The 26,911-nt window shown below is 41.8% G+C and carries 23 protein-coding genes; 19 read left to right on the forward strand and 4 right to left on the reverse strand.

Annotated elements, in window-relative coordinates; translation table 11 throughout:
• Positions 1 to 131 precede the first annotated feature (131 nt).
• A complete protein-coding gene (locus BVU_RS15020) occupies positions 132 to 2,591 on the forward strand; it encodes a glycoside hydrolase family 95 protein (RefSeq protein ID WP_005846788.1) in 2,460 nt (819 codons plus the stop codon).
• A 79-nt stretch (positions 2,592 to 2,670) separates the two neighbouring features.
• On the opposite strand, the gene ric is transcribed toward BVU_RS15020, so the two are convergent.
• Both ric and hcp read right to left on the reverse strand, forming a co-directional pair.
• Entirely contained in the window at positions 2,671 to 3,402 is a 732-nt protein-coding gene (ric, locus tag BVU_RS15025) for an iron-sulfur cluster repair di-iron protein (protein WP_005846790.1), read from the reverse strand.
• Between the two features lie 11 nt (positions 3,403 to 3,413).
• On the reverse strand, positions 3,414 to 5,072 hold the full coding sequence (gene hcp, locus BVU_RS15030) for a hydroxylamine reductase (RefSeq protein WP_032939140.1): 1,659 nt from the start codon (positions 5,070 to 5,072) through the stop codon (positions 3,414 to 3,416).
• 114 nt (positions 5,073 to 5,186) lie between these two features.
• On the opposite strand from hcp, the gene BVU_RS15035 reads away from it, so the two are divergent.
• Entirely contained in the window at positions 5,187 to 5,777 is a 591-nt protein-coding gene (locus BVU_RS15035; protein ID WP_005846794.1) for a Crp/Fnr family transcriptional regulator, read from the forward strand.
• 280 nt (positions 5,778 to 6,057) lie between these two features.
• Here the strand turns inward: BVU_RS15035 and BVU_RS15040 are convergent, their stop codons facing one another.
• A complete protein-coding gene (locus BVU_RS15040) occupies positions 6,058 to 7,605 on the reverse strand; it encodes a sulfatase family protein (protein ID WP_011965849.1) in 1,548 nt (515 codons plus the stop codon).
• A gap of 478 nt (positions 7,606 to 8,083) precedes the next feature.
• On the opposite strand from BVU_RS15040, the gene BVU_RS15045 reads away from it, so the two are divergent.
• From BVU_RS15045 to BVU_RS15130, 17 genes are all read left to right on the forward strand, one after another.
• Complete coding sequence (locus BVU_RS15045) at positions 8,084 to 8,821, forward strand: NigD-like protein (RefSeq protein WP_005846801.1); 738 nt, start codon at positions 8,084 to 8,086, stop codon at positions 8,819 to 8,821.
• 220 nt (positions 8,822 to 9,041) lie between these two features.
• On the forward strand, positions 9,042 to 9,719 hold the full coding sequence (locus BVU_RS15050; protein ID WP_005846803.1) for a response regulator transcription factor: 678 nt from the start codon (positions 9,042 to 9,044) through the stop codon (positions 9,717 to 9,719).
• Complete coding sequence (locus BVU_RS15055; protein WP_005846805.1) at positions 9,720 to 11,006, forward strand: sensor histidine kinase; 1,287 nt, start codon at positions 9,720 to 9,722, stop codon at positions 11,004 to 11,006. It begins immediately after the preceding gene.
• Positions 11,007 to 11,108: 102 nt separating this feature from the next.
• A complete protein-coding gene (locus BVU_RS15060) occupies positions 11,109 to 11,546 on the forward strand; it encodes a PepSY-like domain-containing protein (RefSeq protein ID WP_005847755.1) in 438 nt (145 codons plus the stop codon).
• A gap of 176 nt (positions 11,547 to 11,722) precedes the next feature.
• Positions 11,723 to 12,526, forward strand: a complete 804-nt coding sequence (locus BVU_RS15065) for a UDP-2,3-diacylglucosamine diphosphatase (protein ID WP_005846809.1) — start codon at positions 11,723 to 11,725, stop codon at positions 12,524 to 12,526.
• Positions 12,523 to 13,650 (forward strand): glycosyltransferase family protein, encoded by a 1,128-nt coding sequence (locus BVU_RS15070; RefSeq protein WP_005846811.1) that lies wholly within the window; start codon positions 12,523 to 12,525, stop codon positions 13,648 to 13,650. The genes BVU_RS15065 and BVU_RS15070 overlap by 4 nt, the downstream gene beginning before the upstream one ends.
• A gap of 135 nt (positions 13,651 to 13,785) precedes the next feature.
• A complete protein-coding gene (locus tag BVU_RS15075; RefSeq protein ID WP_005846813.1) occupies positions 13,786 to 15,852 on the forward strand; it encodes an RNA degradosome polyphosphate kinase in 2,067 nt (688 codons plus the stop codon).
• A 1-nt stretch (position 15,853) separates the two neighbouring features.
• Complete coding sequence (locus tag BVU_RS15080) at positions 15,854 to 16,768, forward strand: exopolyphosphatase (RefSeq protein ID WP_011965850.1); 915 nt, start codon at positions 15,854 to 15,856, stop codon at positions 16,766 to 16,768.
• Positions 16,769 to 16,910: 142 nt separating this feature from the next.
• Positions 16,911 to 18,458 (forward strand): M28 family peptidase, encoded by a 1,548-nt coding sequence (locus BVU_RS15085; protein ID WP_022509051.1) that lies wholly within the window; start codon positions 16,911 to 16,913, stop codon positions 18,456 to 18,458.
• A 195-nt stretch (positions 18,459 to 18,653) separates the two neighbouring features.
• Positions 18,654 to 20,189 carry a F0F1 ATP synthase subunit beta gene (gene atpD, locus BVU_RS15090; protein WP_005846820.1) on the forward strand — a complete coding sequence of 512 codons (1,536 nt, stop codon included), beginning with the start codon at positions 18,654 to 18,656 and terminating at the stop codon, positions 20,187 to 20,189.
• 8 nt (positions 20,190 to 20,197) lie between these two features.
• Positions 20,198 to 20,452, forward strand: a complete 255-nt coding sequence (locus BVU_RS15095; protein WP_005846822.1) for a F0F1 ATP synthase subunit epsilon — start codon at positions 20,198 to 20,200, stop codon at positions 20,450 to 20,452.
• A 424-nt stretch (positions 20,453 to 20,876) separates the two neighbouring features.
• On the forward strand, positions 20,877 to 21,968 hold the full coding sequence (atpB, locus tag BVU_RS15105) for a F0F1 ATP synthase subunit A (RefSeq protein ID WP_012055505.1): 1,092 nt from the start codon (positions 20,877 to 20,879) through the stop codon (positions 21,966 to 21,968).
• Between the two features lie 31 nt (positions 21,969 to 21,999).
• A complete protein-coding gene (atpE, locus tag BVU_RS15110) occupies positions 22,000 to 22,254 on the forward strand; it encodes an ATP synthase F0 subunit C (protein WP_005846828.1) in 255 nt (84 codons plus the stop codon).
• 10 nt (positions 22,255 to 22,264) lie between these two features.
• Entirely contained in the window at positions 22,265 to 22,765 is a 501-nt protein-coding gene (atpF, locus tag BVU_RS15115; RefSeq protein ID WP_005846830.1) for a F0F1 ATP synthase subunit B, read from the forward strand.
• A 5-nt stretch (positions 22,766 to 22,770) separates the two neighbouring features.
• Positions 22,771 to 23,328: a F0F1 ATP synthase subunit delta gene (locus BVU_RS15120; protein ID WP_005846833.1), complete on the forward strand. Its 558-nt coding sequence runs from the start codon at positions 22,771 to 22,773 to the stop codon at positions 23,326 to 23,328.
• Positions 23,329 to 23,449: 121 nt separating this feature from the next.
• Positions 23,450 to 25,042 carry a F0F1 ATP synthase subunit alpha gene (atpA, locus tag BVU_RS15125; protein ID WP_005846835.1) on the forward strand — a complete coding sequence of 531 codons (1,593 nt, stop codon included), beginning with the start codon at positions 23,450 to 23,452 and terminating at the stop codon, positions 25,040 to 25,042.
• 2 nt (positions 25,043 to 25,044) lie between these two features.
• A complete protein-coding gene (locus BVU_RS15130; RefSeq protein WP_005846837.1) occupies positions 25,045 to 25,914 on the forward strand; it encodes a F0F1 ATP synthase subunit gamma in 870 nt (289 codons plus the stop codon).
• A gap of 87 nt (positions 25,915 to 26,001) precedes the next feature.
• On the opposite strand, the gene BVU_RS15135 is transcribed toward BVU_RS15130, so the two are convergent.
• Positions 26,002 to 26,736, reverse strand: coding sequence for a class I SAM-dependent methyltransferase (locus BVU_RS15135; protein ID WP_012055506.1), 735 nt, complete (start codon positions 26,734 to 26,736; stop codon positions 26,002 to 26,004).
• Positions 26,737 to 26,911 lie beyond the last annotated feature (175 nt).

Below are 26,911 nucleotides of genomic sequence, written 5' to 3' on the forward strand. Positions count from 1 at the left end.
CAGATAGGGAGGAGGTGTAATATTTGGTCTTTTCTTTATCATAATTGTTTTTTAGACAATAAAATGCTTCTGTCTTTTCGTTTGTATGGTTAATAGAATTATATTTGTACATTATACAATATCTATTAACCATGAAAACTTATTCATTATTAGCAGGCATTTTATTGTCTTTTTCGTTATCTATTCAGGCTGGTGATCTGAAATTGTGGTATAAGCAACCTGCCGGAACGTGGGTGGAAGCGCTTCCGGTCGGCAATTCCCGGATGGGAGCGATGGTATATGGCGGAACGGCCCGTGAAGAACTTCAACTAAACGATGAAACCATGTGGGGAGGCAGTCCCTACCGGAATGACAAACCGGAAGCATTGGAAAGTCTGCCCCAAGTGCGTGAACTGATTTTCGCCGGAAAAAACATGGAGGCTCAGAACTTGATTCAAGAAAACTTTTATGCCGGAAAGCATGGTATGCCCTATCAGACAATCGGCAGTTTGATTATAGAAACCCCCGGACATGAAAAGGTTACCGATTATTATCGTGATCTGGATTTGGAACGTGCGGTGGCTACTACCCGTTACAAAGTGGATGGCGTGACTTTTCAACGTGAAGTTTTTGCATCATTTCCTGATAAGGTGGTAGTGGTCCGTTTGACAGCAGACCGGCCGGGAAAACTGAATTTTAAGGTCGGATATGTGTCGCCATTGGAGCATAAAGTCAGCAGGAAAGGAAAGAAATTGGTTCTGACCGGAAAGGGTAGGGATCATGAGGGAGTGAAAGGATTGATTCGTATGGAAACACAGACACAGGCTGATGTGGATGGAGGTAAGGTGAAAATTGATGACCAAAACATTACAGTGGAAGGAGCGGACAGTGTTACTCTGTATGTTTCATCGGGTACGAATTTTATTAATTATCACGATATAAGTGGCAATGAGAGTAAAAAAGCGTCCGGATATCTGTCTCTGGCATTGGGACGCCCTTATAGTCAGGTTTTACAGGAGCATATAGCTCTTTATAAAGAGCAGTTTGACCGTGTAAGATTGGATTTGGGAACCAGTGAGCGGGCTAAGTTGGAAACTGTCAAACGCATCGAACTGTTCAATGAAGGTAAGGATGTTTCTTTGGCGGTGTTGCTTTTTCAGTATGGACGTTATTTGCTTATTTCCTCCTCCCAGCCGGGAGGTCAGCCTGCCAATTTGCAAGGTATATGGAATAATAAACTGGCTGCTCCATGGGATGGAAAATATACCATCAATATTAATACGGAAATGAATTACTGGCCGGCTGAAGTGACCAATCTGAGTGAAACGCACCAGCCCTTGTTCGAAATGGTGAAAGAATTATCAGTTACCGGCAGGGAAACGGCACGGACTATGTATGGATGCAACGGATGGGTGGCTCATCACAATACAGATATATGGCGTGCCACCGGTCCGGTGGATAAGGCGTTTTATGGTACATGGCCCATGGGAGGTGCTTGGTTGACTACCCACTTGTGGCAGCATTATTTATATAGTGGGGATAAGTTGTTTCTTTCCGAAGCCTATCCGGCATTGAAAGGAGCTGCTGATTTTTATCTTGATTATTTGACTGAACATCCTGAATACGGTTGGATGGTGACTGCTCCGTCCATGTCTCCGGAACATGGACCTTCGGGAGAGGATACTAAAAAAGCTTCAACGATTGTGTCAGGTTGTACGATGGATAATCAGATAATTTTCGATGTGCTTAGCAATGCATTGCATGCGTCAAGAATTCTGAAAATGTCCGCTTCTTATCAAGATTCTTTGCGGTCTATGTTAAATCGTCTGGCCCCGATGCAGATCGGGAAATACAATCAGCTACAGGAATGGCTGGAAGACTTGGATAATCCGAATGACAAGCATCGCCATATTTCTCATGTATATGGATTGTTCCCTAGTAATCAGATATCTCCTTACACCCATCCTTTGCTTTTCCAGGCAGCTAAAAACACGTTGTTACAGCGTGGCGACGAAGCTACCGGTTGGTCCATTGGCTGGAAAGTTAATCTGTGGGCCCGTTTGCTGGACGGTAATCATGCGTTCCGGATTATTAATAATATGTTGAAGCTGCTGCCTGGAGATGAAGTGAAAGAGGCTTATCCGCAAGGACGGACTTATCCTAATCTGTTTGATGCTCATCCGCCTTTCCAGATTGACGGCAACTTTGGCTATACTGCCGGTGTGGCTGAAATGTTGTTGCAGAGCCATGACGGAGCTGTACATTTGCTTCCGGCTCTTCCGGATGCCTGGGCCACAGGAAGTGTGCAAGGACTGGTTGCCCGTGGAGGATTTGTGGTGGATATGAACTGGAATGGCGTGCAGCTGGATAAAGCGAAGATTCATTCCCGTTTGGGAGGTAATTTGCGTTTACGTTCGTATGTTCCTTTGCGTGGGGTTGGATTAAAAGAGGCAAAAGGTAAGAATCCGAATGAATATTATATGCAGGCAGATATCAAAGAGCCTTTGGTTTCCAAGGAGATAAACCCGCAATACCCTGCTTTGTATAAGGTGTATGAATATGACTTGATGACAGAACAGGGACAAGATTATATAGTGGAGCGTGGGTTATAATACATGAAGATGCCCAAAGTGATTTGTGCATTATTTCACTTTGGGCACTTTTGTGAATGGAAGTGTCATGGTGTAGTTATCAGATGGCTTCCTTCTTTTCCAATTCTAATGCTCTGGGAAAAATGATATTGTTTTCCAGGTGGATATGTTCATGTAATGCCTCTTCAAATTGTTTCAATTGTTGTAAAACCAAGCGGAAGCTGGCACAAGCATCTTCAGGGGCGGTGAATCCGTTGGTTAATGAAGAGATTTTTTCAAAACGTTCTCCTTCGTGATTATGTTCATCTTCCATCACTTCGATGGGATACAGAATGGTGCCGCAATGGAATTTAGCTACTTTCAAGCCTTCCTCTTTGGCTTGGAACATTTCATAAACATAAGGAAATAATACATTCTCTTCTTTTGATAAATGATTTTCCAAATCAAGAAGCGAGTCGCGGAACAGTGCCTGGACTTGCAGTAACTCTGGATGATTCTTTGAATGCGCTTCGGTTACTTTGGTTAATAATGCTTCTATTTGCGGACCTTTGGCACGGATTCCCCGATGGTGTATTTTCAATACATAGTCTATTAATAAATCGATGGGCCATCCGGCAAAGTCAGGAGCATTACTAACCGTATTCTCTTGTAATTCATTTAATTCATGTGCTACTGCTTCGGGATCAATACCACGGTTCCGGCAGGCTTCTGCAAACGGAGTATTGCCATGGCAGCAAAAATCAATATGGTAACGGGAGAATACTTTGGTTGTATCAAAGTTGCCGGCTACAATTTGTCCGACTGTACATGAATGGTAATTTTTCTGTTTCATAATTATTCCGTTTATCCGTTCGTTAATCCCCATTTTCTCATATCACTTTCTACTGTACCGATACCGCTTACTCCAAAGTTTTCGACCAGTACTTTCGTCACGTTGGGCGAGAGGAATGCGGGTAAGGTGGGACCAAGATGAATCTCTTTTATGCCCAAACTGAGTAATGCCAGCAATACGATTACCGCTTTCTGTTCATACCAGGCGATATTGTAAACAATGGGCAGTTCATTGATGTCATGTAGCCCGAATACTTCCTTCAGTTTGAGGGCGATGACTGCCAATGAATAGCTATCGTTACATTGTCCTGCGTCCAAAACACGCGGAATGCCATTAATGTCACCTAACCCTAGTTTGTTATAACGATATTTAGCACATCCCGCAGTCAAAATGACTGTGTCTTTGGGGAGCATCTCGGCAAAAGTGGTGTAGTAATCACGACTGCGCATACGTCCGTCACAACCTGCCATGACGATGAACTTACGGATAGCTCCGCTCTTTACCGCTTCTACGACCTTGTCTGCTAGTTGTAATACCTGATTATGGGCAAAACCACCAACGATTTCTCCATGTTCTATTTCTGTCGGTGCGGCACATTGTTTGGCTGTTTCTATAATTTCAGTATAGTCCTTATGTCCTTTCTCGTCTGCTGTAATATGCTTGCAGCCGGGATATCCGGTAGAATTAGTGGTAAACATGCGTTCTTTATAAGTGGCATTGGGCAGAGGGGGAACGATGCAGTTGGTTGTGAACAGGATAGGACCATTGAACGAGGTAAACTCCTCCCGTTGTTTCCACCAGGCATTTCCATAGTTTCCTGCAAAATGTGTATATTTTTTAAATGCCGGATAGTAATGTGCAGGAAGCATTTCACCGTGAGTATATACGTCCACGCCACTGTCTTTGGTTTGTTCCAACAATTCTTCCAGATCATGCAGGTCATGTCCGCTTATCAGAATACCGGGGCGAGTACCTGTTCCTATATTTACATGGGTAATTTCCGGATTGCCATACCTGGAAGTATTTGCCTTGTCGAGCAGAGCCATTGTTCGAACGCCTATTTCACCTGTTTTCAGTGCTAATACAGTCAGTTCATCAGCCGATAAAGATTTTGTTGTAATTTGTGCGATGGTGTTCTGCATGAAACGATGAATACTTTCGTCATTATGTCCTAACCTCATGGCATGTTCCAGATAAGCAGCCATTCCTTTCAGACCATACATAATCAGTTCTTTTAAAGAGCGTAGATCCTCGTTTTGTTCACGTAATACGCCGACTGTTGCGGCTTTTGCATCATATTCATCGTGGCTGCCTTTCCAATTTAATTCATCGGCTTCCGGCAGAGGAATGTCCTTGGCAGAGGCTTGATGCTTAAGGTCATCACGTATTGCTAATCCTTTGTCAATGCGTTTCGTAATGCTTTCGTCATCGAAATTGGCATTGGTAATGGTACAGAATAAGGCGTCTACAATGAAATTGTCCACTTCTTTTTCAACGGGGAGGGAATGCTGGCGCAATTGATCCGCCACAACAGAAATTCCTCGTACTACAAAGAGCAATAAATCCATGGTACGTGCTGTAGTTGCATTTTTTCCACAAACACCTTTTAAGGTGCAACCGAAACCTTTGGCCGTTTCCTGACATTGGAAACAAAACATGTTATTCTCCATATCTTTTTTCATTTTAATGATTTCTATTACTTTTGTGCAAAAGTAGACGGTTTTCGTCTTTTAAGTTGTACCATATGTTACAGCGGATACAAATAACAGTTAAAAGAAAGTAGGATGGAACTGACAGGATTATTGCAGATGGCTCCTTTCCGGGGAATGAAAGAGGAAGAATTGGTTGCTTTCCTATTCGGACTTCCGAATAGTTTGAAGCACTTTGAACCGGGTGATATCATTGCCCGGCAAGGTGACTTATGTAAAGGGCTGTACATTCTTGCATCGGGAAGTGTACGGGCGGGAATGATAAATGATGAAGGGAAAGAACTGACGGTAGAAGAAATTGGAGCTCCTAACTTGCTGGCTTCGGCTTTTATTTTTGCCACTGAAAATCGTTTTCCCGTTAATGTAGAGGCAATAGGACCTTGTGAGGTTTTTGTAATAGGTAAAGAAAGATTTTTAGAATTTATGCGTTTGCATCCATTGATGATGCAGAATTTTTTGAAGGATATTTCGGACAGGAGTGTCTTTTTAAGCAGGAAATTGAATGAGTTTGCTTTGTTGAATTTAAAGACTCGTTTGTTGAAATATCTAGAAACACATTCTGTTATTCATAATCAGCAGGAGGTGGCGCAGAAGCTGGGAGTTACTCGTCCGTCATTGGCCAGGGCGCTGTCTGAACTGGTGAATGAAGGGAAAATAAAGAAATAAATTGAGATTTCTTTTTTATGGGTAAAGTGGAAAAACGTATCTTGTATCTTTGAGAGTTTTTGTGTGTAACCCATTCTTGTGAAAGTGTTCAAGGTGTTTTGTTATAAATACTTTGACTTTAAAGAAAAGGATCTTTGTCTATAAGGATTGGTTCTTTTGAAATGAGGACCATATTGAAATTTTCTTGATTAAAAAAGAGGGTGAATTCAAGACCCTTTATGTGATTCTTTTGTCTTGATTCACCCTTTTGGAAATATTGGGTTGGTGTGTATTCAGCATGTTACTTCATCTGAATACTTTTATCTCGTACTTTTCTCAATATTTGTTGTAATTCGAATACTTTTTCGGGATGTTCAGTCGCTAAATTCACCTTTTCACCTGCTTGTTTCATATCATATAACTGGGGAATACCTAAATAACCAGTTTCAATTTTCGGACCCCATGGAATCATTTTAGGACCATCGCTGCCTTCAATAAATTTCCAATCTTTAGTACGCACGGATAGGGTGTGATTGGATGCCTGTTCAATAACCCATGGGCGGTCTGTTTTGTCTTGTCCTAATAGATTTGCTAATCGGTTGTAGCTGTCGGGAGCACTTCCTTTCGGAATACGGGCATCTACCAGAGAAGCTAGTGATGCCAGCCAGTCTATTTGCGAAATAAGCACATCGCTGACTTCCGGCTTGTTGATGGCTTTAGGCCAGTGTACAATTACAGGAACACGAGTCCCCCCTTCAAATGCACTGTATTTTCCACCTCTCAGGTTGCCGGCAGGTTCGTGCCCGTTCAGTAACTCTTCTGCCTTGTCATCATATCCGTCGTCTACTACCGGTCCATTGTCGCTGGAAAGAATAATTAATGTGTTCTGGGTTAATCCCATTTTATCGAGGGCTTCGAGTAACTGACCTACACTCCAGTCAAATTGTGCGATAGCATCACCGCGCAGTCCCATCTTGTTTTTACCACGGAAACGATTGTGTGGAAAACGGGGAACGTGCACATCATTAGTGGCGAAATACATAAAGAAAGGCTCGTCTTTATGTTGTTTGATAAAATCAACTGCATGTGCGGTAATGGAATCGGCTATATTTTCATCTTTCCATAATGCTTTGCCACCTCCTTTCATATAACCGATTCGGCTGATACCGTTCACGATAGACATATCATGACCGTGACTCGGTTTCAGATTATATAAAAGTTCAGGGTTGTCTTTTCCGGTAGGTTCACCGGGGAAATTTTTTATATAGCTTACTTCTATCGGAGCTGAAGGATCATAATTGGCTACTTGGCCATTCTCGATAAATACACAGGGAACCCGGTCGGCTGTGGCTGCCATGATATAGGAATAGTCAAACCCCAAATCACCTAGAGAAGCAGAGAGAGGAGCATTCCAGTCTTGTTGTGCAGTTTTATCACCTAATCCTAAATGCCATTTGCCAAATGCTCCTGTGGCATAGCCGGAGCTTTTAAACATATCTGCCATAGTATATTGCTCGGGACGTATAATCATTCCTGCATTGCCGGCAGCTACATCTGTTCCGGGTTTACGCCATGCATATTCTCCGGTCAGCATGGAATATCTGGATGGGGTACTGGTAGCGGCGGTAGCGTGTGCGTTGATAAATCGTATCCCTTCGGATGCCAGACGGTTGACATTTGGAGTTTGTACGTTTTTTGCTCCATAACACTCCAAGTCACCATATCCTAAATCATCAGCATAGATGAAGATAACATTGGGCTTGTCTGTATTTTGATTTTTGTTTTCCGCATGAACAGCCAAGCATGAAGTAAGTGCCAATGAAAGCATTCCGTAATGTCTTTTTTTCATAGTAATTATATTGTTTAGTGAGTAATCAATTCTACAAAGATAAAGATATATTTTAAAAACGGGGATTAATTCTACAAAATTGTGGAATGAAATTGTGGTATTTCTACATAATGTGAAAAATGAAATAATGGTTATTTTGTTGATTTTTAGAGTATTGGATGCCGATGTGCCCCATGGCATATTTTTTGTTATGTAAATTAATGTAATACACTAAAAACTAAACTTTAAAATATATAACCATTTGCCTTAACAAAACAAGGCTGAAAAGCCATGTTCCCCCTGAATGGGAAAATCTGTATATAACTCAGTTTTAAGCTTCCCGGTTCGTGACGAATCGGGAAGTTTCTATTATTTCCTTGATGAATCTGGTTTTTCTACAAGACTTTTACTGAAAATAAGTTAATATTAATGGATGATATGCAGTATTCGATCTCTTTCTTACTTTTAAAAGTAGAAAATAGATTAATACATTATAGTTATGAAAAAGTTGAACCTTTTATTATTAGCATTCCTGGCAGTTATGGGAGTCACTTTCCAATCATGTGATGATGATGATGGTTACTCTCTTGGTGATGTGGCAGTGGATTGGGCTACTGTAAATGTGAAAGGTGCCCATGTTTATGACTTTACAGGTGACAGATGGGGACAAATCTGGCCTGCAACGACTGATTATTTTTGGTATTCCCCGATAGATGGACAACGGGTTATTCTTTATTTCAATCCTTTGTATGATAATTATCCGGAAGGATATGATTGCTCAGTCAAAGTGTTGAGTATAAAGGAAATTCTAACTAAACCTATAGAGGAGCTGACAGCAGAGAATGAAGAAGAGTTTGGAAATGATCCTGTAGATATATTTGAAGATAATATGTGGATTAGTGGCGGTTATTTGAATATTATTTTTAATCAGAACATGCCTTCTAAAGTGAAACATTTGGTTAGTTTGGTAAAAAACACTACAATTACGCCCGATCAGGATGGCTATATTCATTTAGAATATCGTTACAATACGTATGCTGATACTACTGGTTATTGGAGAAACGGTGCGGTATCCTTTAATTTGAATTCTTTGGAAATAACATCGGAAACAAAGGGTATAAAGGTAAAAATAAACTCGGCTAAAAATGGTGAAAAGGAAGTCTCTTTTGATTTAAAAGAAACACCGTCACCAGTAGGCTTGAGCCAAATGGATTTTTCTCAAATGGAAATCAAATAATTAGGGTTTGATTAGAGAGAGTTGTGTGTGGCCCCTTGCGTCTTGTTGTGGTAGATGCAGGGGGCTGATTGTATAGTTGATAACGATTTTTAGTTTGATATTTGTTGTTTATTAGTCGGGTGATGGAAAAAATTGTATGGTTTCTTCGTTTTTTTTCTTATTTCAGTGTTTTTTCAGAATTATCTTGTTTCTTTGTCTTTAAGAACCAAAAGTAGGACTTATGAAAATACTATTAGTAGAAGACGATGCTAATTTGCGTGAAGTGACTCAGCGCTCATTGGAAAAGGAGCGTTATGTGGTGGAAATTGCTGCCGATTACCGTACCGCATTACAAAAGATAGAGGATTATGATTATGACTGCATTTTGCTGGATATTATGTTGCCGGATGGCAGTGGCCTGGATTTGTTGGAAAAGTTGAAAGAAATGCATAAACGGGAAAATGTGATCATCCTTTCAGCCAAAGACTCTATAGAAGACAAAGTACTAGGATTGGAGCTCGGAGCTGATGATTATCTGCCTAAACCTTTTCATTTGGTGGAACTGAATGCACGTATCAAAAGTGTGATACGCCGTCATCAGCAAGGTGGGGAAAATAGTATCAAATACGGAAATATAGAAATTTTTCCCGATAAATATGGGGTGACCGTAGCTGGAAAGAAGCTTGAACTGAACCGTAAGGAATATGATATTCTGGTTTATTTTATGAACCGTCCCGGCAGATTGGTTAATAAAAGCACACTTGCCGAATCCGTATGGGGCGACCATATAGATCAAGTCGATAATTTTGATTTTATCTATGCCCAAATCAAGAATTTACGAAAGAGATTGAAAGAGGCTGGAGCTACTCCTGAACTGAAGGCTGTTTATGGTTTTGGATATAAAATGGTAGTGGAATAAATGAAACTGATTTATTATATCATTATCCGTATATCGTTGGTGTTGTCGGTTTTATTGACTGGCTGGGCCATCCTTTTCTATTTTGCTGTAATGGATGAGGTGAATGATGAAGTGGATGACTCATTGGAGGATTATTCGGAAATTATCATCATACGTGCATTGGCGGGAGAGGAGCTTCCTTCTAAAAATACAGCTTCCAACAATCAGTATTTCCTGCGTGAAGTGACGAAGGAATATGCAGGATCTTGTGATGATATCATTTATAAAGATTCTATGGTTTATATTCCTGAAAAAGATGAAACTGAACCTGCACGAATCCTTACGACCATTTTTAAGGATGATGGCGAAAAGTTTTTTGAATTGACGGTAGCGACTCCTTCTATAGAAAAAGAAGATTTGAAAGATGCTATGGCAGGTTGGATTATTTTTCTTTATATCGCTTTATTATTGACTATAATTGTTATTAATGTGTGGGTGTTTTATCGGAATATGCGTCCTCTTTATGTATTGCTTCATTGGTTGGATAAATATCGTATCGGTAAGGTAAACGAGCCTTTACAAAATAATACCCGGGTTTCAGAATTCAGAAAATTAAATGAAGCGGCTGTTCGTTATGCAGAGCGCAGTGAGCAGATGTTCGAACAGCAAAAACAATTTATTGGTAATGCATCTCATGAGATGCAGACACCACTGGCTATTTGTCGTAATCGGTTGGAGATGCTGATGGAGGATGAAAATCTTTCAGAAAGCCAATTGGAAGAGTTGATGAAAACCCACCAGACTTTGGAACATATAACGAAGCTGAACAAGTCTTTGTTATTGCTTTCGAAGATAGAGAACGGTCAATTTACGGATACTGTCCAAGTAGAAGTGAATAAATTATTGAGGCAATATCTGGAGGACTATAAAGAAGTGTATCAATATCGTGAGATCATAACAAGTATAGAGGAAGAAGGTGTTTTCTATCTTACGATAAATGAAACATTGGCAGTGGTGTTGCTTACCAATTTGTTGAAGAATGCTTTTGTGCACAATATGGACGGTGGGCACATCCGGATTGTCATTACTCCCCACAGTGTGATGTTCTGCAATACAGGGGCGGCACAACCGCTGGATGCCCGGCGTATTTTTGAGCGTTTTTATCAAGGAAAGAAAAAAGAAGGCTCTACCGGTCTAGGTTTGGCAATAGCAGATACGATATGTAAAATGCAGGCTCTCAGGCTTTGCTATGAATATAAGAGCGGGGAGCATTGTTTTACACTTTATGCATCCACTCATAATCAATAAAAAAAATCGTGTTTTTTTTAGAATTTCAAATTCTTTTCAGAATCTCCCTTCATATTTGCATCAGAAAACAGAATGTAGAACCAAATAAAAAAAATGACGATTATGAAAAAGGTATTATTATTGTTAGTGTGCTTATTTACGTTGCAAACAGTGGTATGGGCGGATGATGACAAACCTATTCAAGTAAACCAATTGCCTCAGACTGCACAGACTTTTATCAAAACTCATTTCCCCGATAATAAGGTGGCGATGGCTAAAATGGAAACAGACTGGTTTGATAAAAGCTATGATGTGATTTTTACTAATGGAGACAAACTGGAATTCGATAAAAAAGGTATTTGGACAGAAGTGAATTGCAAATACAGCGCTGTACCTGTCGCTGTGGTTCCTGACGCAATAAAGAAGTACGTTGCTACGAATTACCCCGATGCCAAGATGCTCAAGATCGAGAGGGACAAGCATGACTATGAAGTGAAACTTTCTAATGGTTGGGAGATAAAGTTTGATATGCAGTTCAATGTGATTGATATTGACAATTAATTGTTAGTTATAGATTGAAGTATGGTTTATGTATGATAAACTGAAGCTTTGCAGGCCGTTTCTTGTTCCATGAAGAAACGGCCTGTCTTTTCATTAATTTTAATAGCATAGTAATTTTGCCGACACGATCTTGTAACAGATAACATGGATATTTGCATAGTTTTAATAATAAAGATATGCATCTGAGAACGTATTATCCTACAGTGGTTTTATCGGATATCCATCTGGGAACCTCTCATTCTAAAACAATAGAGGTCAGTAACTTTTTGAAATCTGTCAATTGTGACCGTCTGATATTGAACGGAGACATTATAGATGGTTGGCATTTGCGCAAGGCAGGTACTAAGAAGTGGCAAGCAAAACATACTGATTTCTTTAAGGTTATCATGAAGATGATGGAGAACTTCGGTACTGAAGTTATTTATGTGCGCGGCAACCACGATGATTTTTTGGACAGCTTGGTCCCTATGACATTCTATAACGTAAAAATCGTCAAAGAATACATCCTTGAAACACATGGAAAGCGTTATTATGTGACACATGGCGATCTATTCGACCGGGTTACCACACAGATGAAATGGTTAGCCCGGTTGGGCGATGCAGGTTATACATTCCTCTTATGGGCGAACCGCTTTTATAACCAATATCGTACCCAGCGGGGGAAACCGTATTATTCTCTGTCACAGGCCGTCAAACAAAAAGTAAAGTCGGCTGTTTCCTATATATCGGACTTTGAGAAAGTATTGGTGGAGTTTGCACGTGTACGTAAATGTGACGGAGTGATTTGTGGTCATATCCATCATCCGGCTAATACCTATTATGATGGTATTCATTATCTGAATTCGGGCGATTGGGTAGAAAGCCTTTCGGCACTGACAGAGGATGCGGACGGGAATTGGAATATCATGGAATACCATCATGTACTAGCTGATGAGAATGAAGATAATAAAGAGTTTACCCTAATACATACAGCCTCATGAAATTTTTATTTATAGTACAGGGTGAGGGGAGAGGACATCTTACTCAAGCCATTACGTTGGAGGAAATATTGCGCCGGAACGGTCACGAAGTAGTGGAAGTACTGGTAGGTAAAAGTAGTTCGCGCCGCTTGCCGGGATTTTTCAATCGTAACATCCATGCTCCTGTAAAACGTTTTGTCAGTCCTAATTTTCTGCCTACACCAGCCAACAAACGGGTGAGTTTGATGCGGAGCGTGGCATATAATCTAGTGAAACTTCCTGTGTATATCAATAGCATTAACTACATTCGTCAGCGTATCGAGGCCAGTGGTGCGGACAGGGTTATCAATTTCTATGAATTGCTGACCGGACTGACTTATTTCCTGTTCCGTCCCTCTGTTCCGCAGATCTGTATAGGGCATCAATATCTGTTCTTGCATAAAAGTTTTGAATTTCCAAAGGCTGATAAAGTAAGCTTGGCTCTTTTGAAGTTTTTTACCGTATTGACCAGCTTGGGGGCGAAGGAACGTTTGGCTCTTTCTTTTCGTCACATGAAGGATGATCCTCAGAATCATATCCGTGTGATTCCTCCCTTGTTGCGTAGGGAAGTGACTTTACATGAACCTTATTCCGGTGACTATATACATGGCTATATGGTTAATGCGGGTTTCAGTGAAAATGTAATGAAATGGCACAGGCAACATCCCGGGATACCGCTTCGTTTCTTTTGGGACAAGTGGGAGGAGGAACCGGTGAAGAGAGTGGACAATACATTGAGCTTTTATCAACTGGATGATGTGGAATTTTTGAGGCAGATGGCGGGATGCAAGGCTTATGCCAGTACTGCCGGATTTGAATCGGTGTGCGAGGCCATGTATTTAGGCAAGCCTATTCTGATGGTTCCTGCCCATATAGAACAGGACTGTAATGCATATGATGCCGAAAAAAGCGGTGCGGGTATCATTTCCTCCGATTTTAATTTGCAACAGTTGCTGGAATTTGCGAAAGATTACCACCCCAATCGTGATTTTGTGTATTGGGTACGTGGAGCTGAATATACTTTGTTGAATTTGTTAGAGAGTGATTCTTCCAATTATCAACAAGTTTTATTTAATGAGATGTATTTGGTTGAAGAGTTTATTTGATTTTCTTATAAAAACTCTCTTTAAGTCATGGCTGTATGCGTCGGCTGTGACTTTTTTATTGTTATTGATTTGTAGTTATATTGACATGTTATTGTAATGTGTATGACGTATTTTTGCTAAAAATATTAAAACCGTATGGAGAAGAAGAAAAAGGAAGATAAATATTATCTGCCGAGAGATATCAGTTGGATGTATTTTAATCGTCGCATTTTGCAGGAAGCCATGAAAGAACGTGTTCCTATACTGGAACGGTTGAGCTTTTTAGGAATTTACTCTAATAATTTGGATGAATTTTTCAGAGTACGTGTAGCTACTCAAAGCCGGGTGGCCGAGTGCGAAGATAAAGCGGCGCATTCTGAACGGGAAGAAGCATTGAAACTGATTAGACAGATAAATAAACTGAACAACAGGTACTCTAAAGAATATGAAGGTGCGATCAAGCAGGTAACGGCAGAATTGGAGAAAGAAAATATTTGTTTAGTCAATCATGTACAACTGGATGAGGAACAACAGTTATTTGTCGATTCTTTTTATCAACAACGGCTGAATGGGTTTATTAGTCCTGTCTGGCTGAAATCAGTAAAACAACTGGGTAACGAAGCGGATGAAAATATCTTTTTGGCTGTAAAGATGAGGAAAGAAGGACATAAAGTTGGAGAATATGCAATTATAGAGCTGCCTGTAGCACAGGCAGGGCGTTTTATCCGTCTGCCGGATAAGGATGGTAAAAATTACCTGATGTATTTGGATGATGTGGTACGCTATTGTTTACCATTGATATTTCATGGTATGAACTATAAACATTTTGAAGCGTATGCTTTCAAGTTTACCAAAGATGCGGAGATGGAGATAGACAATGATCTGCGTAACGGAATGATGCAGAAAATTTCTAAAGGAGTAAAGAGTCGCAAACGAGGTGAGCCTTTACGGGTTATTTATGATGCCAGTATGCCTAAAGATCTTTTAAAACGTGTCATGAACAAGTTGAATCTGGATAAGTTGGATACAGTATTGGGCGGTGGAAAATATCATAACCATAAGGACCTGATGCGTTTTCCAGACTGTGGCCGGAAAGATTTGAAATACCCTGAATGGACTCCTGTTTTGAAAAATGAGCTTTCGGGTAACGTTGGTATGTTGGAGCTGATTCGTAGGAAAGATCGTTTTATTCATGTGCCTTATCATAGTTTCGATTCTTATATCCGTATATTGCAGGAAGCGGCGATTAATAAAGAAGTAAAAAGTATCAAGACAACCCTCTATCGTTTGGCTAAAGATTCGAAAGTGGTAAAAGCATTGATTAATGCGGCACGCAATGGAAAGAAAGTAACAGTAGTTATTGAATTGCTGGCACGTTTTGACGAGGCTTCCAATATAGATTGGTCAAAGAAAATGCAGGATGCCGGTATCCGTGTGATATTTGGGGTGGAGGGACTGAAGGTACACTCTAAGATTACCTATATATCCATGAAAACAGGTGCGGATATAGCTTGTATCAGTACAGGAAACTTTCATGAAGGTAACGCCCGTATGTACACTGATTATATGTTGATGACGGCTGCTAAGAATGTGACGCGTGACGTGAGTTTGGTCTTTGATTTTATAGAACGCCCTTATTCTCCCGTTCGCTTCAAAGAACTGTTGGTATCTCCTAATGAGATGAAGCAAAAATTTAGCCGTCTTATTAATGAAGAAATTAAGAACAAGCAGGCCGGAAAACCTGCTTACATTTTGATAAAGATTAATCATATTACTGATCCGGTAATGGTGAAGAAACTGTATGAAGCATCTTCGCATGGTGTTCGGATAGACTTGCTGGTTCGTGGTAATTGTTCACTGATTACGGGAGTGCCGGGAGTGAGTGATACAATTCGTATCAATGGCATCATAGACCGTTATCTGGAACATTCGCGTATTTTTATTTTTGCCAATGGTGGTGATGAGAAAATGTTCATTGGTTCGGCTGACTGGATGCCGCGCAATTTGGATAACAGGGTGGAAGTGATTGCTCCCGTTTACGATCCGGAAATAAAGGCAGACTTGAAGCGGGTAGTGGAATATGGTTTGAAAGATACTCTGCAAGGACGGGTGGTGGACGGAACAGGAGAGAATCGTCCTTGGATATCGGAAGATAAGACAGCTTTCCGTTCGCAGGAGGAATTATACAAATATTATTTAAATGAAAACAGAATAAAGGATTAAGATGGGAAAAGTGAATTATGCTGCTATTGATATTGGTTCTAACGCTGTGCGCCTTTTGATAAAAAGCATTGACAGGGAGGCTGTGCAGGAGAAAAAAATTAAAAAAGTGATGATGCTTCGCGTACCCCTACGACTAGGGTTCGATGTTTTCTCCATAGGTGAATTGTCCGAGAAGAAAGCGGATAAGCTGAGACGTTTGATGAAGGCTTTCCGTCAGTTGATGAAAATTTATGATGTGGATGATTACAGGGCATGTGCTACTTCGGCTATGCGGGACGCGCGTAACGGGAGGACGATAATCAAGAAAATCGAAAAGGATACAGGTATCCGCATTGAGATAATTGATGGTCAGGAAGAGGCTCGAATGATTTATAATAATCATATAGAGTGTATGGAAGACCGTCTGGGTAATTATATGTATGTGGATGTGGGTGGTGGCAGTACAGAGATTAATCTGTTGACTAACGGTGAGTTGGTATGGTCGGTGTCTTACAACATCGGTACGGTGCGTATGCTAAGTAATGCTGTTAAAGAAGGAACTTGGCAGCAAATGGAAGAAGAGCTTATGAAAGTGACGGAAGGTGTTGCCGCGATCAATATCATCGGATCGGGTGGGAATATTAATAAGTTGTTCCGCCTGGCAGATAAGAAGGATAAGAAGTTGCAACGTTTGCCGGTCAGTTCGTTGCAAACAGTCTATGATGTGTTGAAACCGCTGACTCCGGAGGAAAGGGTAGAGGCATTCAGTCTAAAGCAAGACCGTGCCGATGTAATTGTGCCTGCTGCGGAAATTTTTCTGAAAATTGCAGAAGTAGTGCATGCAGAATATATTTATGTTCCGGTCATTGGACTGTCTGATGGTATCATTGACAATCTGTATGCCAAAAGCCTTGAGAAAGAAATGAAAGTTGAATAAACTTTCATTTTAATACTGTTTGTATTGTACGACTTCAAAAATATTCGGTTTATCCTGATAAATTGTTGGAAATTAATAGTTGAAGTTCCAAAATTTGCTATATATTTGTAATCGTTAACAACTAACAAACAGAAATACCATGATGAACAAAATGTGCATGGCAGCTGTTATAGCTGCTTCTTTGTATGCAGGGACTACTTTTGCCCAACCTGCCGCCGTAAAGAAAATCATTGAAACGGGCCAAACAGATAACCGGGTGATGCATCAGTTGGATATTCTCACCAATCGTTTTGGGGGAAGAGTTATAGGCTCGGATGCGTATGAGAATGCAGCCGAGTGGATGATGCGTGAATATAAACGATGGGGTATTGATGTACGCTTGGAAGAAGCTGGAGAACTGCCGGTAGGTTTTAACCGTGGTCCATGGTTCGGACGTTTAATCGGGGGAGATCAGGCAATGGATCTGCATTTTGTCACTCCATCCTACACTTCAGGTACTAAAGGTCTGCAACGCGGGCATGTTTTGATAGAGCCCCGTACTCAAGAAGAGCTGGACCGCATGAAACATCAGTTGAAAGGCGCTTGGGTGTTGATCTCAGGTGAAAATGTAGGTTGGCCTGTTGACCGTTCTGCTAAAGGAGATTCGTTGAGAGCTGCTATCAAAGCTGAAAATATAGAAATAGAAAAGCAGAATGCTGCCTTGATGGAAGAGAATTGGAGCAAAGGAACCAAACATGCCATGAAGCCTTTGCGTGAAATGCCGGGACTATTTTATAAAGAGATGTGTGAGGCAGGAGCACTTGGCTTTATTCAGTCGGCACCTGTACCTTTACGTGCTTTGTATGATCGTGCTTTATTGAATGATCCCCATACTACGTTTGATAATTTGCCCGAAGTCTGTGATATCAAGTTGGATGAACATCAATACAAGATTATTAAACAGATGGTGAAAGAACGACGGAACTTTTGGCTGGAATTTGATATTCGTAATCATTTCAAACTAGGTCCTGTGAAATATCATAATGTCGTAGCATCCATTAAGGGCACTAAATATCCGGATGAATATGTTATTATAAGCGGACATCTTGATTCTTATGATGTGGCAACCGGTGGTATAGACTGTGGCACAGGCATTGGTCCTATGATGGAGGCTGCCCGTATGATTGCACTTTCCGGTGCAAAACCTAAACGTACTATACTGTTTGTGGCTTTTGCTGGAGAGGAATTTGGATTATTGGGTGCAAAAGCATATGTCAAGACTCATGCAAAAGAATTGGGAAAGATTGCCAATCTGTTCAACCGGGACGGAGGGCCGACTCCACCGGTGGGAATCTCCGTTCCTCAGGCTATGTATGATGATTTTGTGGAAGTGTGCAAGCCTGTGAAAGAGATCCGTGCGGATTATCCGTTTGAGGTAAAGGTTGCGAAACCCTTTAAACGTCCTACTCAAAGCGGCGGTACGGATGCCAGTGTTTTTGCAGTGGAAGGAGTGCCTACTTTTGGTTTCAATACACAAGACATAAAAGGATATAATTTCTCTTATGGGGAAATATGGCATACGGAACGTGATCTTTATACGAAGAATATACCAGAATACCAAGAGCATGCAGCTACGGTAACAGCAGTGGTTGCTTTGGGAATTGCTAATTTAAGTAAACAGTTATCTCGTGAAGGAATGCACAAAAAGTAGCGGAAATGTTCTTTTTTTCTTCTTTTGGTGGAATAATGTCGTATTGATGTGTAAAAAATGTTAGCTTAAGTTCAATCTACTGAGATAATCTTTACCTTTGCTGCGCATATAAAGCAAAAGGTAGGTAAACAAAAAGCCTGCGATATTTGTTAATATAGAAAAGGTAAATTATCAAATAAAAGTAAATAGAAGCTTATGTCACAGATTATTGGACATATTTCACAAGTTATCGGACCGGTAGTCGATGTGTATTTTGAGGGCAAAGGCATCGACACCGATCTGCTTCTTCCAAGCATTCATGATGCATTGACTATCAAACGCAATGACGGCAGAATTCTAGTCGTGGAAGTTCAACAACACATTGGTGAAGACACAGTGCGTACTGTAGCTATGGATAGTACGGACGGTTTGCAACGTGGTATGGAAGTAATTCCGACAGGACATCCTATTACTATGCCGGTTGGTAATCAGATTAAAGGCCGGTTGATGAACGTAGTAGGTGAGGCTGTGGACGGTATGCGCCCGTTGAGTAAGGAAGGGGCGTTTCCCATTCACCGTGAGCCCCCTAAGTTTGATGAATTGTCTACTGTGCAGGAAGTGCTCTTCACAGGTATCAAGGTTATTGATTTGCTGGAACCTTATTCAAAGGGTGGTAAAATCGGATTGTTTGGGGGGGCCGGTGTAGGCAAGACTGTGCTTATTATGGAGCTGATTAACAACATTGCCAAGAAACATAACGGCTTTTCTGTTTTTGCCGGAGTCGGTGAACGTACACGTGAAGGCAACGACCTGTTGCGTGAAATGATTGAATCTGGTGTAATCCGCTACGGAGAAGAATTTAAGAAAAGCATGGAAGAAGGTCATTGGGATCTTTCCAAAGTAGATTATAATGAAGTTGAAAAGTCACAGGCCACATTGGTGTACGGACAGATGAACGAGCCTCCCGGCGCGCGTTCTTCCATTGCCCTTTCGGGGCTGACCGTTGCCGAATCTTTCCGTGACCGCAAAAACGGTGACAGCAACGGACCACGTGACATTTTGTTCTTTATCGACAATATATTCCGTTTCACTCAGGCAGGTTCCGAGGTTTCGGCTTTGTTGGGCCGTATGCCGTCAGCCGTGGGGTACCAACCGACATTGGCAACGGAAATGGGACAGATGCAGGAACGTATCACTTCTACCAAGAATGGTTCTATCACCTCGGTACAGGCTGTGTATGTACCTGCTGATGACTTGACAGACCCTGCGCCCGCTACTACATTTACTCACTTGGATGCAACGACCGTATTGAGCCGTAAAATTACCGAACTGGGTATTTATCCGGCTGTAGATCCGTTGGAATCAACCTCACGTATTCTTGATCCGCTGATTGTAGGGCAGGAGCACTATGATGTGGCTCAGCGTGTGAAGCAGATATTGCAGCGCAACAAGGAGTTGCAAGATATCATTTCTATTTTGGGTATGGACGAATTGAGTGATGAAGATCGTCAGACTGTAAACCGTGCGCGTCGGGTGCAGCGGTTCCTTTCACAACCGTTTGCCGTAGCCGAACAGTTTACAGGTGTGCCGGGTGTCATGGTTTCTATCGAAGATACGATAAAAGGATTCAAGATGATTTTGGACGGTGAGGTGGATTACTTGCCGGAACAGGCATTCCTGAATGTAGGAACGATAGAGGAAGCAATAGAAAAGGGAAAGAAGTTGCTGGATGCTGCCAGCCATAAGAAATAAAAGTAAGTATGGAACATCATGAAGATCTTCATTTGATAGTGGTTTCTCCGGAAAGTACTTTGTTTGACGGCAAAGTGGAAATAGTGACACTACCGGGGGAATTAGGCTCTTTTTCTGTCCTGTATGATCATGCTCCGCTGATATCATCACTGATAAAAGGCGAGATAAAATACACGGAGGACGAATTGGAGAAATCAATTGGAATATCGAGTGGGTTCGTTGAGGTGAGGGACAATATAGTTTCGGCCTGTGTGGAAATCTAATACATAATTATGTTTTTGTTAGCCGTAAAGAGAAAATTTATCATATCGTTGACCATATTAATGGTTGTATTGAGTTGGGGAGGAGCCTTGGTATTTCACACCTTGTTGCCTAGGTATTATTTTGCCTGGTATCCCTCCATACCGATATTTTTTTATCTTTTCGGCCTCTTTTACATATTTATGTTCGGATGCTGTTATCGGGTAAGTCCGCAAAAAATGGTGGCGGTTTACTTGGTGGCGAAAGTGACGAAGATGATGTTGAGCATCTTGATTATGTCCGTCTATGCAGTGGCGGTGGCACATCAAGTACTGTCATTTATAGGAACTTACATGGTATTCTATATTATCTTTCTGATTTTTGAAACCCGCTTCTTTTTTCATTTTGAGATAAAACATAAAAGTAATAGGTACAAGTATAAGTAATATGAGAAGTTTACGATATATAGGAACGGTTTTAATGTTGCTGATCGCTTTTCTGCAAGGAGCCAATGCCCGGGAAGAGTCGGATACTGACTATAAAGAGCAGCAGGTAGACGTAAATGAAATCGTTTTCGGACATATAGGTGATTCGTATGAATGGCATATCACTGACATAGGAGATACACCTATAGCTATACCACTGCCGGTAATCGTAAAAAGCAGTACAGGATGGCACGTTTTTCTTTCTTCTAGGTTTGAGGAAGGAAACGGAGAGTATGAAGGACTGTACATTGCTAAAGACGGTGAATATAAAGGTAAGATAGTGGAAAAGGATGCTAGCGGTAACGAAGTAAAACCTTTGGATATCTCTATTACAAAGAATGTTACCGGATTGTTTGTCAATAGTGCCATTCTGGTGATTCTAGTGTTGAGTTGTGCCCGTTGGTACAAAAAACATCCAGTAGAAAAGGAAGCTCCTAAAGGAATGGTGGGCATGATGGAAGCTTGTATCCTGGCAATCAATGATGATGTGATAAAGGGTTGTATCGGTAAGGATTATAAGCGTTATGCACCTTATCTGCTGACGGCTTTCTTCTTTATCCTGATCAATAATCTGATGGGATTGATTCCTTTCTTCCCCGGCGGTGCGAATATTACAGGTAATATTGCCGTTACCTTTGTGCTGGCTATCTGTACGTTCCTGGCTGTGAATCTATGGGGGAACAAGGAATATTGGAAAGAGATTCTATGGCCTGATGTTCCTTGGTGGTTGAAGGCTCCGTTCCCGATGATGCCGATTATTGAGATTTTCGGAATCTTTACGAAGCCATTTGCATTGATGATCCGTTTGTTTGCCAATATGATGGCCGGTCATGCTGCTATTCTCAGTTTGATATCCATCATTTTTATTACGGCGAATATGGGACCTCTGATCAATGGTTCCATGGGATTTGTTGCTGTGGCATTCGGAATCTTTATGACTGCGCTGGAATTATTGGTCGCATTTATTCAAGCATACGTATTTACCATGTTGTCCGCGGTCTTTATCGGGTTGTCCCGTACAGAAGAGATGCGTGAAGAAAAAGAAATGAAATAAATTAAATAATTAATTCAAAAAACAAACTATTATGTTACTAGCAGTTTTATTACAGTCCGCTGCTGCGGCAGGTTTAGGGAAATTAGGTGCTGCACTTGGAGCAGCTATTGCAGTAATCGGTGCAGGTATCGGTATCGGTAAAATCGGTGGTTCTGCCATGGAGGCAATTGCCCGTCAGCCGGAGGCGGCAGGAGATATCCGTATGAATATGATTATTATCGCCGCGTTGGTAGAAGGTGTGGCCCTGATCGCCATTATTGTTTGTTTATTAACTTTGTTCTTATAATTAATTTAGCATGTCATTATTAACACCTGATAGCGGTCTGTTATTCTGGATGGTCATCGTTTTCGGTATCGTTTTTGTCATTCTGGCAAAATACGGTTTTCCGGTGATCACCAGAATGGTGGATGAGCGAAAACAATATATAGACAAGTCACTGCTTGCTGCACGTGAAGCCAATGAGCAATTGGCTAATATTAAAGCAGACAGTGAAATGATATTGGCTAAGGCTCACGAGGAGCAGGCGCGCATCCTGAATGAAGCGGTCGCAACCCGCGAACGTATTCTGAAGGAAGCCAAAACACAGGCTCAGGTTGAAGGACAGAAACTGCTGGATGAAGCGAAAAAGCAGATTCAGGCAGAAAAAGACAGCGCTATCAGCGACATCCGCCGCCAAGTAGCTGTACTGTCTGTCGACATTGCTGAGAAGGTTTTGCGCAAGAACCTCGATGATGAGAAAGAACAAATGGAAATGATTGACCGTTTGCTGGATGAATTAACTGTTTCTAAAGACTGATTGTTATGTATATAGGAGTCATTTCAATGCGTTATGCTAAGGCTTTGCTGGCCTATGCCGACGAAAAGGGGACAGAGGATACTGTTTATGAGGAAGCCGGAATATTGGCAGATAGTTTCTCGAGAATCCCCGAACTTCGACAGGCATTGGATAATCCTGTATTGCCTGCTGAAACAAAGTTGAAACTGATTTGCGAAGCCGCCGGAGGAGGTAAGGTGAGCGAAGAATTGAAACGCTTTGTGGAATTGGTACTGGAGGAAAGAAGAGAGAAATTCTTGCAGTTTATGATTATGTCATACATTGACCTTTATCGGAAACAGAAGAATATCAGCGTCGGTAAAATCACGACTGTTTGTCCGGTAGCGGAAGAGGTAGTCAACCGCATACGGGCATTGGTCGTAGAGAAAACTCATGGAACTGTAGAGTTCAAAACCAAAATAGATCCGAAACTGGAAGGTGGTTTTATCTTTGAAATCGGAACTTACAGATTGGATGCGAGCGTAGCTAACCAGATAAAACGGGTAAAGCAACAGTTTATAGCTAAAAATAGAAGAATAGTATAAAATTAAAAATTATAAGTTAGAAAGTAAAAGTATATCAGTTTGTATCTTTTGGTTTTTAATTTAAGGTTAATACCTGGTCGGGCTTTAATTTTTAATTTTCAATTTTTAATGTAAAAAGATTATGTCTGAAAATATAAAACCCAGCGAAGTATCCGAAGTTTTACTTCAGCAGCTGAAAGGCATCGACACCCACCTGCAATTTGACGAGGTGGGGAATGTGCTGCAAGTGAGCGATGGCGTAGCACGTATTTACGGTCTGCGCAACGCGGAAGCCAATGAGTTGCTGGAGTTTGAAAACGGTATCATGGCTATCGTGATGAACCTGGAGGAGGACAATGTAGGTGCGGTATTGCTAGGTCCTACTGATCAGATTAAGGAAGGAATGGTGGTGAAACGTACCAAACGCATTGCTTCTATTAATGTGGGCGAAGGTATGTTAGGGCGTGTCATCGATCCGTTAGGCGTACCATTGGATGGCCGCGGACAGATTGGCGGGGAACTGTGCGAAATGCCTTTGGAGCGTAAAGCTCCCGGAGTGATCTTCCGTCAGCCTGTGAACCAGCCTTTGCAGACAGGGCTGAAGTCTGTGGATGCCATGATTCCTATCGGGCGTGGACAACGTGAGTTGATTATCGGGGACCGTCAGACCGGAAAAACCTCTATCGCTATAGATACGATTTTGAATCAGAAATCCAACTATGAAGCGGGAAAACCTGTATATTGCATTTATGTAGCTATTGGTCAGAAGGGTTCCACTGTAGCCAGTCTGGTGAATACGCTGCGTGAACGCGGTGCGATGGATTATACCATAGTGGTAGCTGCCACTGCTGCCGATCCGGCTGCATTGCAGTATTTTGCTCCGTTTGCCGGAGCGGCTATCGGAGAGTATTTCCGTGACACCGGCCGGGATGCCTTGGTAGTGTATGATGACTTGTCAAAGCAAGCCGTAGCCTATCGTGAAGTATCCTTGATTCTGCGTCGTCCCTCCGGTCGTGAGGCATATCCGGGTGATATCTTCTATCTGCATTCACGATTGTTGGAACGTGCGGCGAAGATTATCAACCAGCAGGAAGTGGCCGAACAGATGAATGACCTTCCACCCAGTTTGAAAGGCAAGGTAAAGGCAGGTGGTTCACTGACTGCATTGCCTATTATCGAAACACAGGCAGGTGATGTTTCCGCGTATATTCCAACCAATGTCATTTCCATTACAGACGGTCAGATATTCCTTGAAACCGATTTGTTCAACCAGGGTTTCCGTCCGGCTATCAATGTGGGTATTTCCGTATCCCGTGTGGGAGGTAGTGCCCAGATCAAGAGCATGAAGAAGGTGGCAGGTACATTGAAGATCGATCAGGCACAATATCGCGAACTGGAGGCTTTCTCCAAGTTCAGCAGTGATATGGATCCTGTAACGGCAATGGCTATCGACCGGGGACGTAAGAACAACCAGTTGCTGATACAGCCGCAGTACAGTCCGATGCCTGTCGGAGAACAAATAGCCATCCTTTATTGTGGTACACATAGTTTGCTGCGTGATGTACCCTTGCATAAGGTGCAGGATTTCCAGAAATCATTCCTGGAAATGATGCGTGCCGACCATCAGAAAGATGTGCTTGATGTATTGTCAAGCGGTGTGATAAATGATGATGTAACTGCAATTATAGAGAAAGTAGCAGCTGATACGGCTCAACCATTTAAAGTGAACGAATAGTCATGGCATCACTGAAAGAAGTAAAAGGAAGAATAGCCTCAGTAAATAATACGCGGAAAATTACTTCGGCTATGAAGATGGTAGCCTCTGCCAAGTTGCATAAGGCGCAGGCTGCCATAGAAAACATGCTTCCTTACGAACGAAGGCTGAATCACATCCTGACCAATTTTCTGAGTGCGGATAGTGAGGTGGAGTCTCCTTTCATTGTGAAACGTGAAGTGAAGCGTGTGGCTATCGTCGTGTTTGCCTCCAATACCAGTCTGTGTGGCGGGTTCAATGCAAATATCATCAGGCATCTGACGGTTATTCTGGATGAATACAAGTCCCTGGGTATGGAGAACGTGCTTTTGTACCCGGTAGGCCGGAAGGTAGCGGAAGGTGTGAAGAAATTGGGATTCAAGGCCGAAGGCGATTTCCAGCATATGGCGGATAAACCTTCCTATCAGGAAGCTGCCGCCTTGGCAGAGGACTTGATGAGGCGCTTTCTGCATCGTGACATAGACAAGGTGGAGTTGCTGTACAACCATTTCCGTTCTACAGCAGTACAGGTCCTGACGCGTGAAACCTATCTTCCGATAGACTTGACACAAGAGAAGAAAGAGGAGGACAAAGGCAGGATACCCGATTATATTGTGGAACCGTCTGTAGATGTGGTGATGGGGGAATTGCTCCCGAAGGTACTCCGTATGAAGATGTTCACGGTATTACTGGATTCGAATGCTTCCGAACATGCCGCCCGCACTATGGCTATGCAGATTGCTACAGACAATGCGAATGATTTGTTGCAGGATCTGACGGTGATGTACAATAAGAGCCGCCAACAGGCAATTACCAATGAGCTGTTGGATATAGTAGGCGGTTCAATGGCCTGATTTTTTTTCTTGGGGCAAGATACGCAGCATCTTGCCCCAAGAATTTGAATATCATGCGACAAGTTTATCGGAATCTTTCTATAAGTGTCATCCCTTCCATCGAAGGCGGGTTAAATAATCATAGTGCTCCCCCTCTTTGATAAGCTCCGCCTCGAATCCATTCCCGGCAGCATACAGGCTGAGTGTCTGAAAATCGACATAAAGCCAGTCGAAAGAATCTCCTTTTATATTTTTGTATTGCATCCGGAAGTCTATTTCGCCATAATAATCTCCTGCCAGATCAATCAGGAAACTCCCGTCCTCATCTTCAAAAAGATAACGGAGATCACTGGAATCCATCAAGATACATCCCCCGGGGCGAAGCAGTTGTTTCATCTTTTGAAAGAAAGCTGCCATATTTTCCAACTTCCCGATAATGCCCGATCCGTTCATCAGCATGAGGATTGTATCGAATGTTTCTAGAAAATGCGGATCGAAAAGATTCATCTGACGGACATTCCTTACCCCTCTTTTTTCCATTACTTCTACAGAACGGGGGGAAATGTCGATGGCGCATACCTCTTTTCCCATCTCTTGCAAGGCCAGTGCATGGCAGCCGCTTCCGGCTCCTACGTCCAGAGTATTTCCTTCGGCCATTTGTAAGGCAATCTGTTCCAGTTCCGGCATTTCGTCATAAGGGCGGAATAATTGATTCACGGGTATTTCGTCTTCCTCGAACTGTGAGGAAAATACACGTAACTTATCTGCTTTGTTGTGGTGGAAATAATCGGCGATGGCAGTTCCCATCGGGTCTTTATCGGAGGAAAGCAAGTTTGTTTTCATTTGGAATCATTGTTTGTTGTTGAAGTTGCAAAGGTAGGCAATTTAGTGGAGAAAATACTACATGCTTGTGTAAGATATAAACCTTGTCACTGTAACTTATCCAATCTATCATGAAAAAACAGCAATTCTGCAAAAAGAAAAAATACATTCTAATGAGAAATACATCCTTTTTTCA

The organism is Phocaeicola vulgatus ATCC 8482, assembly GCF_000012825.1.
In the GTDB taxonomy this organism is placed as follows: domain Bacteria; phylum Bacteroidota; class Bacteroidia; order Bacteroidales; family Bacteroidaceae; genus Phocaeicola; species Phocaeicola vulgatus.

Excerpts from the sequence above, each read along its gene's own strand:
- BVU_RS15065 (WP_005846809.1), top strand. The coding sequence starts at position 11,723 with ATGCATCTGAGAACGTATTATCCTACAGTGGTTTTATCGGATATCCAT.
- BVU_RS15060 (WP_005847755.1), top strand. The coding sequence starts at position 11,109 with ATGAAAAAGGTATTATTATTGTTAGTGTGCTTATTTACGTTGCAAACA.
- BVU_RS15085 (WP_022509051.1), top strand. The coding sequence starts at position 16,911 with ATGAACAAAATGTGCATGGCAGCTGTTATAGCTGCTTCTTTGTATGCA.
- BVU_RS15130 (WP_005846837.1), top strand. The coding sequence starts at position 25,045 with ATGGCATCACTGAAAGAAGTAAAAGGAAGAATAGCCTCAGTAAATAAT.
- hcp (WP_032939140.1), bottom strand. The coding sequence starts at position 5,072 with ATGGAGAATAACATGTTTTGTTTCCAATGTCAGGAAACGGCCAAAGGT.
- ric (WP_005846790.1), bottom strand. The coding sequence starts at position 3,402 with ATGAAACAGAAAAATTACCATTCATGTACAGTCGGACAAATTGTAGCC.
- BVU_RS15080 (WP_011965850.1), top strand. The coding sequence starts at position 15,854 with ATGGGAAAAGTGAATTATGCTGCTATTGATATTGGTTCTAACGCTGTG.
- BVU_RS15135 (WP_012055506.1), bottom strand. The coding sequence starts at position 26,736 with ATGAAAACAAACTTGCTTTCCTCCGATAAAGACCCGATGGGAACTGCC.
- BVU_RS15035 (WP_005846794.1), top strand. The coding sequence starts at position 5,187 with ATGGAACTGACAGGATTATTGCAGATGGCTCCTTTCCGGGGAATGAAA.
- BVU_RS15045 (WP_005846801.1), top strand. The coding sequence starts at position 8,084 with ATGAAAAAGTTGAACCTTTTATTATTAGCATTCCTGGCAGTTATGGGA.
- atpF (WP_005846830.1), top strand. The coding sequence starts at position 22,265 with ATGTCATTATTAACACCTGATAGCGGTCTGTTATTCTGGATGGTCATC.
- BVU_RS15070 (WP_005846811.1), top strand. The coding sequence starts at position 12,523 with ATGAAATTTTTATTTATAGTACAGGGTGAGGGGAGAGGACATCTTACT.
- atpA (WP_005846835.1), top strand. The coding sequence starts at position 23,450 with ATGTCTGAAAATATAAAACCCAGCGAAGTATCCGAAGTTTTACTTCAG.
- BVU_RS15075 (WP_005846813.1), top strand. The coding sequence starts at position 13,786 with ATGGAGAAGAAGAAAAAGGAAGATAAATATTATCTGCCGAGAGATATC.
- BVU_RS15020 (WP_005846788.1), top strand. The coding sequence starts at position 132 with ATGAAAACTTATTCATTATTAGCAGGCATTTTATTGTCTTTTTCGTTA.
- BVU_RS15120 (WP_005846833.1), top strand. The coding sequence starts at position 22,771 with ATGTATATAGGAGTCATTTCAATGCGTTATGCTAAGGCTTTGCTGGCC.
- BVU_RS15050 (WP_005846803.1), top strand. The coding sequence starts at position 9,042 with ATGAAAATACTATTAGTAGAAGACGATGCTAATTTGCGTGAAGTGACT.
- atpB (WP_012055505.1), top strand. The coding sequence starts at position 20,877 with ATGAGAAGTTTACGATATATAGGAACGGTTTTAATGTTGCTGATCGCT.
- BVU_RS15040 (WP_011965849.1), bottom strand. The coding sequence starts at position 7,605 with ATGAAAAAAAGACATTACGGAATGCTTTCATTGGCACTTACTTCATGC.
- atpE (WP_005846828.1), top strand. The coding sequence starts at position 22,000 with ATGTTACTAGCAGTTTTATTACAGTCCGCTGCTGCGGCAGGTTTAGGG.
- atpD (WP_005846820.1), top strand. The coding sequence starts at position 18,654 with ATGTCACAGATTATTGGACATATTTCACAAGTTATCGGACCGGTAGTC.
- BVU_RS15095 (WP_005846822.1), top strand. The coding sequence starts at position 20,198 with ATGGAACATCATGAAGATCTTCATTTGATAGTGGTTTCTCCGGAAAGT.
- BVU_RS15055 (WP_005846805.1), top strand. The coding sequence starts at position 9,720 with ATGAAACTGATTTATTATATCATTATCCGTATATCGTTGGTGTTGTCG.